Origin of the sequence: Maribacter sp. R86514 (genome assembly GCF_044597005.1) — a bacterium.
Classification (GTDB): domain Bacteria; phylum Bacteroidota; class Bacteroidia; order Flavobacteriales; family Flavobacteriaceae; genus Maribacter.
The window spans coordinates 1,847,843-1,862,171 of sequence record NZ_CP138999.1 but is presented as its reverse complement, the minus strand read 5'-3'; the positions used below and the strand labels follow the sequence as shown (position 1 = coordinate 1,862,171).

Below are 14,329 nucleotides of genomic sequence, written 5' to 3'. Positions count from 1 at the left end.
AGGTTGTATTTTTTAAATTTTTGTGAAAGACTGTGATGACATGGTTGTAGGGTCTAATAAAACAAAAGCCACCTAAAATAGGCGGCTTTAAGAATAAGTGCTAAAAAAGTACTACTGAACTTATGAAATGGTTACCACCAGATCGTCTTGCTTTACCATACTACCTTCTTTTAAACTTATTGATGCTACTTTACCAGATTTAAATGCGGTTACAGTAGTTTCCATTTTCATGGCTTCAATAACAAATAATGGGTCGTTCTCTTTTACTTCTTGGCCTTTCTTGACCAAAACTTTATATAGAGACCCTTGTAATGGCGCTCCAATCTGATCATCATTTGCTGGGTCTATTTTTTCGTTTTCTTCAATTTTTAAATTCAAAGAAGTATCCAGAACATCAACGAATCTATTTTCCCCGTTTACCTGAAAGAATACGGTTCTCATGCCTAACTCATTCGGTATACCTACAGAAAGTAATCTTACGATTACCGTCTTACCTGGTTCTAATTCTATTAAGGTTTCTTCACGAAGTTTCATGCCATAGAAGAAATGTTTTGTTTGTACCAATGCTAGGTTACCGTATAGTTTATAATTTTCATGTGCTTTTTCAAACACTTTTGGGTATAGGGTATACGAAAGAAAATCTTCCATTTCTATAGCACGTGTAAATCCTTTTTGAAACTTCTTTTTAAAGGCTTTGAATTCCTTGTCAAAATCAGTTGGTGCTAAATGTGCATTCGGTCTATTTGTATATGGCTTCTTGTTTTTAAGAATAATTTTCTGAAGCTTTTTAGGAAATCCGCCAACGGGCTGACCTAAATCTCCCATAAAGAAACTAATAACAGAATCTGGGAACGATATTTCCTCACCACGGGTCATTACGTCTTCTGTAGTAAGTTCGTTCGTAACCAAAAATATGGCCATATCGCCAACAACTTTTGAACTTGGAGTTACCTTAATTAGGTTTCCAAAAAGTTTATTGACATCTGCATACATTTTCTTTACTTCATCAAATCTATCGCCAAGACCCAATGCTGTAGCTTGTGGACGTAAGTTTGAATACTGTCCGCCAGGTATTTCATGACCATAAACTTCCGCAGTACCAGATTTTAATCCCGATTCAAAGGGGTAGTATAACTCTCTTGTATCTTCCCAGTAGTTAGAAAACTGATTCAGCTTCGGCATATCGAATTCATGTGCCCTTGGCTGACCCTTCATCATTTCAACTACCGAATTAAAGTTGGGCTGAGATGTTAATCCGGATAATCCGCCCAATGCAACATCAACCACATCAACGCCTGCTTCAATTGCTTTTAAGTAGGTAGTTGTTTGTAGTGAAGAAGTATCATGTGTATGTAAATGAATAGGAAGCTTTACCGTGTCTTTTAACGCGGTTACCAATTCCGTAGCAGCATAGGGCTTTAAAAGTCCTGCCATATCTTTTATGGCAATCATATGCGCACCGGCATTTTCTAGGTCTTTTGCAAGCTGCGTGTAATATTTTAAGTTGTATTTGGTTTCGTTTACATCAAGAATATCACCCGTATAACTTAACGCAGCTTCGGCAATACCGCCAGTTTTGTTTCGTACGTAGTTAATACTGGGTTCCATAGCTTTCACCCAATTGAGCGAATCAAAAATTCTGAATATATCTACGCCGTTTTCCCAAGATTTCTCAACGAATTTTTCAATCAAATTATCTGGGTATGCTTTGTAACCAACTCCGTTAGAGCCTCTAAGAAGCATTTGAAATAATATATTTGGTATAGCCTTACGTAGTTCACGTAATCTTGTCCACGGACTCTCATGTAAGAATCGCATACTCACATCAAAAGTAGCACCGCCCCAAACTTCCATACTAAATGTGTTTGGGTGATTTTTGGCATAACTCTCCGCAACGCGCAACATATCATACGTACGCATTCTTGTTGCCAATAAAGATTGATGGGCATCGCGCATGGTGGTGTCCGTATAATGAATCTTCTTTTCATCCATTAACCAAGCACAAAATTTCTCTGGACCCATTTCGGTCAGCATATCTTTTGTACCCTTCGGATGAGCTTCTAACGGATTGAATTTTGGAACCTTAGCGTTTCTAAAGACTTTGTTTTCGTCTATATATTTAACATCAGAATTACCATTGACAATAACCTCTGCCAAAAAGTTCACCACCTTAGAGGTTCTGTCTTGAGAAAGTTTTATATCAAATAGGGCAGGGGTGTTCTGTATAAAGTTTACCGTAACCTTACCATCCTTAAAAGTAGGATGCTGAATTACGTTCTGTAAGAAATGAATATTGGTTTCAACACCTCTAATTCTAAACTCCTTTAGTGCACGTACCATTTTACGGGTGGCGCCATCTAGTGTTCTACCGTGCGAGGAAACTTTTACCAACATGGAATCAAAAAACGGACTCACTTGATACCCTTGGTAAATACTACCTGCATCTAAACGAATACCCATACCAGAGGCACTTCTATACGTAGTCACTGTGCCGTAATCTGGGGTAAAATTATTAACCGGGTCTTCAGTAGTTAATCTACATTGAAGGGCAAAGCCATAAGTAGCAATGGTTTCTTGACCGTATATTTTTATTTGCTGGCTATCTAATGTATAGTTGCCGGCAACGAAAATCTGTGTCTTTACCAAATCAATACCGGTAACCATTTCTGTAACCGTATGTTCAACTTGTATTCTTGGGTTTACTTCAATAAAATATATGTTGTCATCAGGATCTACTAAAAACTCTACCGTTCCAATATTGTTATAGTTGACCTCTTTGGCAATATCAACGGCATATTTGTAAAGATTCTGTTTTACTTCTTCACTAACATTATGCGAAGGTGCAATTTCTACCACTTTTTGGTGACGGCGCTGAACTGAACAGTCACGTTCATGCAAGTGGCGAATATTACCATGGTTATCGGCTACGATCTGTACTTCTATATGCTTAGGGTCTTCAACATATTTTTCAAGAAACATAGTATCATCGCCAAAAGCGTTTAATGCTTCGTTACGGGCAGAATCGAAATTCATTTCAAGATCTTCATCTTTTCTAATGATCCGCATACCACGCCCACCACCACCGGAGGCAGCTTTTAGCATTATCGGGTATCCTATGGTTGCGGCTTCAGCTAATGCTACTTTTAAAGATGTCAGTTTCTTTTTATTGCTTTCAATAATGGGAACATTACATTTTACAGCAACTTTTTTGGCGGTAATTTTATCCCCAAGAGCATCCATCACTTTTGGATCCGGACCAATGAAAATAATATCATTGGCGGCACATTGTCTTGCAAATTCTGAGTTTTCAGATAAGAAGCCGTATCCTGGGTGAATGGCGTCTACATTTTTAGCCTTTGCCAAAGCTATAATCTGCGGAATGTCCAAATAAGGTTTTAATGGCTGATTGTCTTCACCTATTTGGTAAGATTCATCGGCTTTGTTTCGGTGTTGAGAATAGCGGTCTTCATAAGTATAAATGGCAACTGTTTTAATGTTTAGCTCTGTACAGGCACGTAATACACGAATTGCAATTTCACTTCTGTTGGCTACTAAAACCTTTTTGATTTTCATTTTTTGGCAATGTATTTAATGGTTAGTATTTATAAATATTTGTTATAAAACTTCAATTTTCTTCTGAAATTGTTACAAAGGCTATAATTTAATTCTAAAATATCAACTAAACAATACTATGCATGCATAATATTTTTCATTTGAGAACTAATTTGTGATATGACCCTTTAAAAGGTAGTTTATATTTTAATACCATGTGCTTAAGTGATTGTAAATTTGATTGTTGTACTTCCCTAATTTTAATAAGTAGCATCTAAAGCGTTACAGAATATTAATGGTCTAAGAGCTTTTTAACTCAGAATACCAATACCACCATATAATTATATTAATTTAGAGCAATAATTGAGATAAGGTTTTCTGCCTTTTTGAGATTGTGATTATAGACCGACGATTATGAAAAAACATATACCCAATTTTATTACTCTTTTGAACGTGTTCTGTGGCTGTGTGGCTACTATGTTCGCTGTCATGAATAAATTAGAACTTGCAGCTATATTTGTTGCACTAGGTATTTTCTTTGATTTTTTTGACGGATTGGCTGCGCGTGTTTTAGATGTAAAAAGTGAACTGGGTTTACAGTTAGATTCTCTGGCGGATATGATTACGAGCGGACTTGTGCCTGGTGTTGTCATGTTCCAATTACTGGCAATGTCTCAAACCAGCGGATGGGGAGATGGTGCTCACTTTTTTATGGAGGCTGGTAAATTTCAATACATTCATTTGATCCCGTTTTTTGGATTTATAGTGACAATGGCTTCTGGATACCGATTGGCAAAATTTAATATCGATGAAAATCAGACGTCTTCTTTTATAGGTTTGCCAACTCCTGCAAATGCACTTTTAATTTTGTCACTACCATTAATTCTTCTGTATCAAAACAATGATTTTTTAAATAGTCTTATTCTTAATCAATGGTTCTTAATCATCTTAACTTTGGTAAGTGCCTATCTGTTAAATGCTAATTTGCCGCTTTTTGCTTTAAAATTCAAGAATACTAGCTTTAAGGATAATGCTATGCGTTATATCTTTTTGATAATTAGTTTAGTGCTTATCGTTACCATGAAGTTCATGGCAATTCCTTTAATTATTCTGTTTTACGTAGTAAGTTCTGCTATACAGGAGAGACTTTAAAAATAGAATTATTTAGGAAGTTTGATTATGGAAAATGAAGAATATGAATTTTGGTTAAGTGGACCTATTCAAGACGTGCCAGATTTGTTGCAACCAGCCGCACATGCTTTATTGCAATCTGAAAGAGAGCTTAAAAAATATACTCAAGATTTTCCAAAAGAATTACTTTGGGCTAAAGCTGCAGGTAGAGCTTCTGTTGGTTTTCATATGAATCATATTACAGGCGTTTTGGACAGAATGTTAACGTATGCCAAAGGTGAATCGTTATCTGAGGAGCAGTTTCAGTTTCTAAAAGCAGAAGGTTCTTTTAATTTAAGCACTGAAGTAGCCGATTTGCAAGAACAATTCTCAGTAAAGGTTGCCGAAGCTTTAGCATATTTTAAAACGTTACCAGAATCTTCACTTTCTGAAAAAAGAACGGTGGGTAGAAAGAAATTGCCATCTACCGTAATCGGTCTCTTATATCACGCTGCGGAGCATAGCCAAAGGCATATTGGTCAGTTATTGGTAACCGTTAGCGTACTCCAATCAAAGCTTTGATGATTTTTTTACCAAATGAGTGTAAAAATTAACAATGTCAGTTCGAGTGCTTCATTTTACAATATTTTCATTGAAAAATTAAGTGTATCGAGAACCTTTCTGCCTAAAAGGTTCTCGATACAATTTATGTTCCTAAAAAGGGAACAAAATCACTCGAACTGACAATATAATTAGGTGCTCAACAAATTTGGCAATAGCTATTTTATCATTTATTTTAATTAGAATAACTTAACAACATGAATACATCGGTAGTAATTATCGGCGCAGGATTATCGGGTTTGTTAGCTGCGTATCGGTTACAAGAACTTGGCTTTGATGTTAAAGTATTAGAGGCACGAGATAGGATTGGTGGTAGAATACATACCTTACAATCTGGGAATACTAAAGTTGAAATGGGAGCTACCTGGTTTAATCAGGCTCATTACCATTTGGCAGATGTTATAGAGGAATTTAAAGTTCCTTATTTCGAACAATTTATGACCGGTACATCTTATTTTCAAACATTTTCAAATGTACCACCACAAGAAATAGCGGTTCCAAATGATAGTCCTAGTTACCGATTTAAAAACGGAACTATTGATTTACTCATTTCAATAGCTGCTAAAATAAAACCAAATACTATCTTTTTAAGTGAAGAGGTCAATGAGGTAAATGTGATTGATGATAATGTTGAAGTGAAAACCAATTCTCGCACATTAAATGCAAATATTGTTATCACTACATTGCCACCGGCAGCGTTAATAGATCAAATAACATTTACGCCTCAGTTGCCAAATGAATTGGTTTCATTGGCAGAGCAGACTCACACTTGGATGCAAGATTCCATTAAAGTGTCCCTAACCTATAAAAAGCCGTTTTGGAGAGCGCAAGGTAAGTCGGGTACGATATTTAGTAATGTTGGTCCGCTTACCGAGTTTTACGATCAATCTAATCTAGAAAATGAGTCGTACGCCTTAGTTGGTTTTGCTTCTGGTAGCTGTGCTCGTTTTTCTAAAGAACAACGAATTGAAAAAATCGAGGCACAATTGAAATTGGTTTTTGGTGATGATGCCTTAAATTATGAATTTTATCATGAAACGGCTTGGTATAATGAAGAGTTTACCAAATCTCATAGACAAGCAGATAATTTGTTTCCGCATCAAAACGGAGGTCATGCACTGTATCAAGTACCCTTATTTGATAATAAATTGTTTATTTCTGGTGCAGAAACATCAAAACATCACTCTGGTTACATGGAAGGCGCTATTTTTGCAGCTGAATCTGTTGTTGCAAAACTGAAAGGTTTGCATCAAACCCAGTAATTTATACATGTCAATTACCTTATTATCCTCCCCATTACAGGGCTTTACCGATTTTAGATTCCGAAATGCATTCCATAAGTATTTTGGAGGTGTCGATACCTTTTATGCGCCATACATTCGCTTAAACGGTAAAATGGTGATTAAGAATTCGTATCAGAAAGATTTACAGCCAGAGAATAATACCACCTTAGAAGTAATACCACAGGTAATGACCGGTGATGCCGATGAATTTCTGTTTGTGGTAAAATATATTCAGAGTTTAGGCTACAAGGAATTGAACTGGAATTTAGGTTGCCCTTACCCAATGGTAACGAAGCAGGGTATGGGTAGCGGACTCATTTGTAATCCCGAAAAAATAGATCATATTTTAAAACGAGCTCATGAAGAAACCGATGTGGTGGTTTCAATGAAAATGAGAATGGGGTATGAAAATGCAGAAGAGATATTAGATGTTTTTCCTATTCTAGATACCTACCCGTTAAAGAATATTGCTATTCACGCACGTATTGGAAAGCAATTGTATAAGGGTGGAGTAGATCTTGATGCTTTTCAGAAGTGTGTTGATAGTACCAAACATATATTATATTATAACGGCGATATTACTACAGTAGCGAAGTTTCAGGAAATGAAAGAGCGCTTCCCCACAATTGAAAACTTTATGATGGGAAGAGGTTTAATTGCCGACCCATTTCTGCCAAGTATGATTAAAAACAATACGACGGAATATCCAAAAGACCGTTGGAAGATTTTTTCGGAATTTCACGACACCATCTATCAACAATATGATGAAGCATTGTCAGGGCCAACACCTATAAAAATGAAAATGCGTGGTTTCTGGGAATACTTTGCACTTTCAACTTCTAATCCACATAAGGCATTCAAAAAGATAAAAAAGGCTAATAATCCAAGAGCATATCAGCAGGCGGTGCGCGAGATATTGAATAATGAAAAATAATTAATTGTTATATTAGTAGTGTTAACTCATTAAAATTCAATAGTATGGAAAATAAAACGATTAAGTTCGTATTGAAAATTTTAATAATCTTTCCAAATATTTTTTTTATTACTTACGTATTGAATGGATTTGACTTAAAGTTTTGGGTTTTTGAGATTATTAGCAGTTTCATGATATCTTTTGGTATTGTTTTTTGGCAATTATTTGATTATGAAAAGTATAATCAAATTTCTTATGAAGATTTTTTAGAATCTAAGCATAGTTTAAGTTTGGAAAATAGTGAAGAAAATTGGGGCCAGTTTAATGAAATGGTAAAAAATCCTTTGTTGGAATTAAAAATTATAGAGAAAACAGATAATATATTGAAGGTTCAAATCGGAAGAAAATTTATCGATTCTATACTTACAGTAAACAGAACAACAGATATAATTATAGTCGATATTGAAAGAAAGTTCTTTTCGTTTTTGCCAGATCGTGCAGAAAATTACCGTACTCTGCATAAGATTGCAAAAAGAAGTCAACATTCTAAGAGCATATCAGCAGGCGGTGCGTGAGATATTGAATAATGAATGAGGTAACTGTTATCTTTGCAGCATTGTTCTAAAATAACTTTGTGAAAGACCTTCTTTTAATAACACCACCTTTTACCCAATTAAACACTCCGTATCCGGCAACGGCTTACATTAAAGGTTTTTTGAATACAAAGAGTATTTCTTCTTTTCAGTCAGATTTAGGGATTGAGGTAATTCTAGAACTCTTTAATAAAGATACATTTCAGCAACTTTTTAACATGGCTTTTTCTTCGGATGCCATAGTGACTGAAAATTGCCAAAGAATTTATGCCTTACGTAATGATTACTTGAAAACCTTGGATGCTGTCATTTTTTTTTTACAAGGAAAAAATGACACCTTGGCTAGACAATTATGTACCTATAATTTTTTACCACAAGCTTCTAGATTTCAGCAATTGGACGATTTAGAATGGGCTTTTGGTAATATGGGTATGCAAGATAAAGCCAAACATTTGGCTACGTTATACCTTGAAGATTTATCAGATTTTATTGTGGAATGTATCGACCCAAATTTCGGATTCAGTAGGTATGCAGAACGATTAGGGCGCAGTGCCAATTCATTCGATGAGCTTTATAATCATCTTAACGAAGAACCCACTTTTATTGATGAGTTAACGCTAAAGATTTTAAAAGAACAGTTAGAAGAAGTACAACCAAAATTGGTGTGCTTTTCGGTTCCTTTTCCGGGTAATTTATACAGTGCTTTTCGTTGTGCCCAATTTATTAAAGCTAATTATCCTGATGTAAAAATTGCCATGGGTGGCGGATTCCCGAATACAGAACTACGCAGCCTTACTGATGTTCGTGTATTTGAATTCTTCGATTTTATTACCTTAGACGATGGTGAGCTTCCTTTAGAATTGGTACATCAATATGTGGTCAATGGGGAAGGGGAGTTAAAGCGTGCTTTTGTTTTAGAGGATGGTAAAGTTGTTTATAAAAACGATAGTTTAAGGCAAGATTACAAACAGCAAGATGTTGGCACACCAGATTATGCTGACCTACAATTAGGCAATTACATTTCGGTCATTGAAATTGCCAACCCCATGCACAGTTTGTGGAGCGATGGTCGTTGGAATAAACTGACTATGGCTCATGGTTGCTATTGGGGTAAATGTACTTTCTGCGATATCTCTTTAGATTATATAAAAATTTACGAACCTGTAGCGGCTAGTTTGTTGGTTGACCGTGTAGAAACATTAGTGGAACAAACCGGGGAATCCGGATTTCATTTTGTAGATGAAGCGGCACCACCTTCTTTAATGAAAGCTTTTGCTTTAGAGGTTTTAAAAAGGAATTTAACCATTACCTGGTGGACGAATATTCGTTTTGAAAAGAATTTCACACAAGATTTGTGCTATCTACTAAAAGCATCGGGTTGTATTGCGGTTTCTGGTGGATTGGAAGTGGCATCTGACCGATTGTTAAAACTCATAGATAAAGGTGTAACGGTTGAGCAAGTGGCGCAAGTAACTCGCAATTTTACCGAAGCCAACATAATGGTGCATTCCTATTTAATGTACGGCTACCCAACACAGACTATTCAAGAAACGGTTGATAGTTTAGAAATGGTGCGCCAGTTGTTTGAATTGGGTATTATTCAATCTGGTTTTTGGCATCAATTTGCATTAACGGCTCATAGTCCCGTTGGTTTACATCCGGAAGAATACGGAGTTATGCCAGATTTAAAAACCATCAGCTTTGCGAACAACGATATTGACTTTAAAGATAAAACGGGAGTTGACCACAGTAAGTTCAGTTTCGGATTAAAAAAATCGCTTTTCAATTTTATGCACGGCATCGGTTTTGATATGAGTTTACAAGAATGGTTCGATTTTAAGATTCCACCTTCAACCATATCCGCAGATTACATTTACAATTGCCTGCAACAAGAAATGGTGTTAACTACAAAATCAACCGCTAAAATAGCATGGATAGGTCCAATGCCTATTACTGCCGAACGTGTGAAGAAGAAAAAAGGCATGACCTGGCAGCAATTAGATTTAGTTTTTCATACCAATTCTGATTTGTATGAGATAACCGTAGATAGGGATAAAGGAGAATGGTTGTTGTCTACGTTAGATAAAGTGAAGCCTGAAAACAAACCCGTAAGTTATGGTCAGTTGAAAAAAGATTACGAAACGCAATTAGAAGATTTTGAGTTGTTTTGGTATTCTAAGCAAGTAACAGGTTTACGTGATCATGGACTATTGGTATTATAAAAAAATGTCGCGTTGAACATGCAACACGACATTTAATTTTATTTTAGAATTATTTAGGAGTAGCTTAAAGAATATCCTATTTCTGTTGAATAGCTTTCTGATAATAAAGTGTCTACAAAAATCCATTCAGACGTTACATCTGTAGTTGTAAATGTTGTCATCATATATCCTCTTCTTGATGCATCAAAATAATTTAATCCATCTATTAATGCTACTAAAGCTTCTTGAAAACCTGCAACTAATTCAGGTGAAGAATTTGCACCAAGATATGTTTCAAAGCCTGGTGAGCTAATTGAGGATGTTGCCAATTCTATACCTACTTCCGTTTCATTTTCTGAAGTCAATGTATTTTGCCAAGCATTATGGGTGTCGCCAGCAAAAGTTACTATCTTTTTGCCGTTCAATGCACCATAAATAATCTCCCTGTCAATTGGGTAGCCGTCCCAAGCATCTAAATTATAAGGTATAACGGTAGTTACTCTCGCAATTTCTTCTACACTTAAGCGAGGGTCGTTATTTAATAATCTTAACTTGATGGTCACAAGTTCTGTTAGAATGGTACCAAAATTTTCTGTACCAAATGCAGTTAATAACTCCACAGGTATGTTCATTTTACCCATGAGTACTTGTTGACCTAAAACCTGCCATTTGGCAGAACTACTATTTAGTTCAGATATAATCCAATCTCTTTGGGTTACTCCTACTATAGAACGGTTTGGGTCTGTCAATGCAGTTTGAAATGCTTGGGCATCAAAGCCTGTTGCTGTATAATAATCGCCAATATTCAATTGCTTATCCCTACCTATTAGACGGGTGTCCATTAAAATAAGGTTAACAAGGTTGCCAATATTTACAGAACGGTAAATAATGCTATTGTCATCTGCAGCTATTCTGGAGAAAGGTAAAAACTCGCTATATGCTTGTAAAGCATTTTGTTTTCTGATTTCAAAACTGCCTTCAGTGGCTTCATCATGATTTTCTGCTCCTTCTTTATAGGTGTCATTGGCAATTTCATGATCGTCCCAAACACAAATGAACGGTTTCTTTTGGTGGGCTAATTGTAAAGAAGCATCTGATCTATATTGCTTGTATCTAGTTCTATAATCATCTAGAGAAATAATTTCTCCCGCAGGTTCATGAAAACGGTTTAAGAAAGCGTTCTCTTCTGTAGAACCGTATCCACCTGCACCATATTCGTAGAAGTAATCACCTAAATGCACAATGATATCTGCATCTGAATTTGCCATGGCATCATACACATTAAAAAGACCTGCTTGGTAATTTGAACAAGAGCATACTGCTAATTTAGCCTTAGTGGCATCCGTAGGTAATGTGATGGTTTCACCTACAACGGAAATTGAATTGTCTGTTGTACTAATAAATCTATAATATAGTTTTTGGTCTGCATCTAGCTCTGTTAATTCAATGGCCAGAGTGTTGTCCCTAGAATCTTCAGTTGTTATTTTTCCGGTTCTTAATATGTTATTGAAATCCGATTGCTTAGAAACTTCCCAGATAATTTCAACATTTGCGGTATTAAAACGGCTCCATATAATAACTCCGGAGCTACTTGGATCAAAACTGGCTACTCCATAATTGAAGTTTTGTACCGTTAATTGCGATTCGTCATATTCAACTTGTAGATCATCATCATCGCTACAGCTTATAAAGTTTGGAGCTAAAATTAATCCTCCGGAAGCCATTAAGGTTTTTTGAATAAAATTTCTTCTTGTATTTTTCGTCGTTTTCATCTGGTCATTTAGTTTCCTCAAAATTGTTTTAATTCTGATGAATCAACGTTAGTTGAACTTTATGTTTATGTTATTGAAACTATTGATGATAATAATTGAAATTTGATGCTAGTCAGTTTTCTAGGTTTTGAATGAATTCCTTAAGTTTGATTAATGGCAAATACATACACGACTCCAAAAATTGTTACTCTAGAAGAAAAAATATTAGTTGGATTTTCAACCGAAATGAGTTTAATGGATAACAAAACTCAGGAACTTTGGAAAGGCTTTAGGCAGCGTAGTAAGGAGATTGCCAATAGGTCGTCTGATGATTTTATCTCTCTACAAGAATACCCGGTAGATTATTTTAAAGCGTTTTCTCCTGCAAATAGATTTGTAAAATGGGCTTGTGTTGAGGTGGAGGATTTAGAGTTCATTCCAGAGAAAATGAATAGTTTAATTTTAGAAAACGGCTTGTTTGCTGTTTTTAATTACAAGGGGACTGCAAAAGATGCGCAGGCATTTTTTCAATATATTTATAGTGAATGGATACCTAATTCTGATTATATCTTAGATGACCGTCCTCATTTTGAAGTGTTGGGAGCTAAATACAAAAACAATGATTCAAACTCAGAAGAAGAGGTTTGGATTCCGATAAAAGAAAAATGAAAGACCCCGAAAAAGCGCCTTGGTATTATCTGTTGTTATTGATTTTAGCAGGGGAGAGCGTCTTTATTTTACCTTTTGTATTACAGCGTGTTTTTAGACCTACCGTTTTAAAAGTATTTGAACTTGATAATGTTTCGTTGGGTTTGTGTTTTTCCGTTTATGGCTTTGTTGCATTGATTTCTTATTTATTAGGAGGTCCTTTAGCCGATAAATTTCAGCCAAGAAAATTAATAGCCATTGCGCTTTGGATGACCGCTCTTGGCGGATTGGTCTTTGCTACATTCCCAGACTATTTAACCTTGCAAGTACTTTACGGCTTTTGGGGTTTTACCACAATTTTCTTGTTTTGGTCGCCTATGATAAAAGCTACCCGAGTGTGGGGAGGCCAAAGTTCTCAAGGCAAAGCTTTTGGTTTTTTAGATGGCGGTAGGGGATTGGTAGGTGCACTATTTGGAACATTGGGAGTGCTTGTTTTTTCTCACTTTATGTCGGCAGATCTAGAAGTTGCCACTTTAGAAGAAAGTAGGTTTGCTTTTCGGTATGTAATATTGACTTCTTCAGCTATTGTATCTATTGTAGGTGTTCTTGTCTGGTTTTTTATGAGATTACCTCAAAGCCTTGAAAACGAGATTGTCGTAGAAAGAATCACCGTTTCTCAAATTAAAAAAGTACTACGTTTACCTTCGGTTTTACTACTAATGATTATAATTCTATGTGCTTACGTAGGTTATAAAATCACAGATATTTTTTCGCTTTATGCGCAAGATGTAATGTTGTACAATGAGGTGGAATCTGCAGAAGTAGGTACCTTTTTATTATTCGCAAGACCGCTAGTAGGTGTTATTATAGGTGTGATAGCAGACCGTTCTAGACCAACTCTATTTCTATTGATAGGTTTTGTAGTTGCACTGTTAGGTTCTTTGTTGTTCGCATCGGGTATGGTTGCCAATGTTTCTTATTTCGTATTCTTGTTCTCTATCATGATTGTGGCATTGGGCGTGTATGCTATTCGTTCTTTATACTTTGCGGTAATGCAAAGCGGAAGAATTCCCTTGGTGCTTACTGGAACTGCGGTGGGGTTAATTTCGTTGATAGGGTATACTCCCGATATTTTTGCTGGTCCGGCAATGGGGTATTTATTAGATGCATCACCTGGCTTAGAAGGGCATCAACAGGTATTTTGGATGCTAGCCCTATTTTCATTTATTGGTGGAATAGCGGCATTTAGATATTTTCAACTTTATGGCAAATCAGGATATGACGATTCCAAAAAATCTTAATTTATTATTATCAGGGGTTGTTGTTATTATAGCCGGTGTGGTTTATGGTGGCCATCCAACATATATTATGCCCGAACTTTTGGGTTTTGAAGTGGTTGATCTAGAGCTAAAGAATATGCTACGTGCAGTAATGGGTATTTATATGGGTGTAGGGCTGTTTTGGATATTGGGGTCTTATAAAACGAAACTTTGGTATGCAGCAACCTTATGTAATGTGCTCTTTATGGGCGGAATTTCTTTTGGTAGAATAATAAGTACGCTCTTTGACGGAGTATCACCATTATTTACACCCGCATTAATTTTAGAATTGATATTCTTTGGTTGGGGATTATATAATCTTAAAAAGTATTCTTAAA

The 14,329-nt window shown here is 35.9% G+C and carries 11 protein-coding genes; 9 read left to right on the top strand and 2 right to left on the bottom strand.

Annotated features, from left to right (window positions below; translation table 11 throughout):
• Positions 1-120: 120 nt before the first annotated feature.
• Positions 121-3,573: a pyruvate carboxylase gene (locus SJY30_RS08245; protein WP_396635077.1), complete on the bottom strand. Its 3,453-nt coding sequence runs from the start codon at positions 3,571-3,573 to the stop codon at positions 121-123.
• A gap of 393 nt (positions 3,574-3,966) precedes the next feature.
• Between SJY30_RS08245 and SJY30_RS08240 the strand changes: the two genes are divergently transcribed.
• The 6 genes from SJY30_RS08240 (at position 3,967) to SJY30_RS08215 (ending at position 10,294) form a co-directional block, all read left to right on the top strand.
• Entirely contained in the window at positions 3,967-4,704 is a 738-nt protein-coding gene (locus tag SJY30_RS08240; protein ID WP_396635076.1) for a CDP-alcohol phosphatidyltransferase family protein, read from the top strand.
• A gap of 27 nt (positions 4,705-4,731) precedes the next feature.
• Positions 4,732-5,244, top strand: coding sequence for a DinB family protein (locus SJY30_RS08235; RefSeq protein ID WP_396635075.1), 513 nt, complete (start codon positions 4,732-4,734; stop codon positions 5,242-5,244).
• Positions 5,245-5,480: 236 nt separating this feature from the next.
• Positions 5,481-6,545, top strand: coding sequence for a flavin monoamine oxidase family protein (locus SJY30_RS08230; protein WP_396635074.1), 1,065 nt, complete (start codon positions 5,481-5,483; stop codon positions 6,543-6,545).
• A 7-nt stretch (positions 6,546-6,552) separates the two neighbouring features.
• On the top strand, positions 6,553-7,500 hold the full coding sequence (locus SJY30_RS08225) for a tRNA dihydrouridine synthase (protein WP_396635073.1): 948 nt from the start codon (positions 6,553-6,555) through the stop codon (positions 7,498-7,500).
• Between the two features lie 44 nt (positions 7,501-7,544).
• Positions 7,545-8,054 (top strand): hypothetical protein, encoded by a 510-nt coding sequence (locus SJY30_RS08220; protein ID WP_396635072.1) that lies wholly within the window; start codon positions 7,545-7,547, stop codon positions 8,052-8,054.
• Positions 8,055-8,113: 59 nt separating this feature from the next.
• Complete coding sequence (locus SJY30_RS08215; RefSeq protein ID WP_396635071.1) at positions 8,114-10,294, top strand: B12-binding domain-containing radical SAM protein; 2,181 nt, start codon at positions 8,114-8,116, stop codon at positions 10,292-10,294.
• A 53-nt stretch (positions 10,295-10,347) separates the two neighbouring features.
• Here the strand turns inward: SJY30_RS08215 and SJY30_RS08210 are convergent, their stop codons facing one another.
• Entirely contained in the window at positions 10,348-12,045 is a 1,698-nt protein-coding gene (locus SJY30_RS08210) for an alkaline phosphatase D family protein (protein WP_396635070.1), read from the bottom strand.
• 153 nt (positions 12,046-12,198) lie between these two features.
• Between SJY30_RS08210 and SJY30_RS08205 the strand changes: the two genes are divergently transcribed.
• Genes SJY30_RS08205 through SJY30_RS08195 form a run of 3 tightly spaced genes read left to right on the top strand, consistent with a single transcriptional unit; the run spans position 12,199 to position 14,328 of the window.
• Positions 12,199-12,693 carry a GyrI-like domain-containing protein gene (locus tag SJY30_RS08205; protein ID WP_396635069.1) on the top strand — a complete coding sequence of 165 codons (495 nt, stop codon included), beginning with the start codon at positions 12,199-12,201 and terminating at the stop codon, positions 12,691-12,693.
• Positions 12,690-13,973, top strand: coding sequence for a nitrate/nitrite transporter (locus tag SJY30_RS08200; RefSeq protein WP_396635068.1), 1,284 nt, complete (start codon positions 12,690-12,692; stop codon positions 13,971-13,973). The genes SJY30_RS08205 and SJY30_RS08200 overlap by 4 nt, the downstream gene beginning before the upstream one ends.
• Complete coding sequence (locus SJY30_RS08195; RefSeq protein ID WP_396635067.1) at positions 13,936-14,328, top strand: DUF4345 domain-containing protein; 393 nt, start codon at positions 13,936-13,938, stop codon at positions 14,326-14,328. The genes SJY30_RS08200 and SJY30_RS08195 overlap by 38 nt, the downstream gene beginning before the upstream one ends.
• Position 14,329 lies beyond the last annotated feature (1 nt).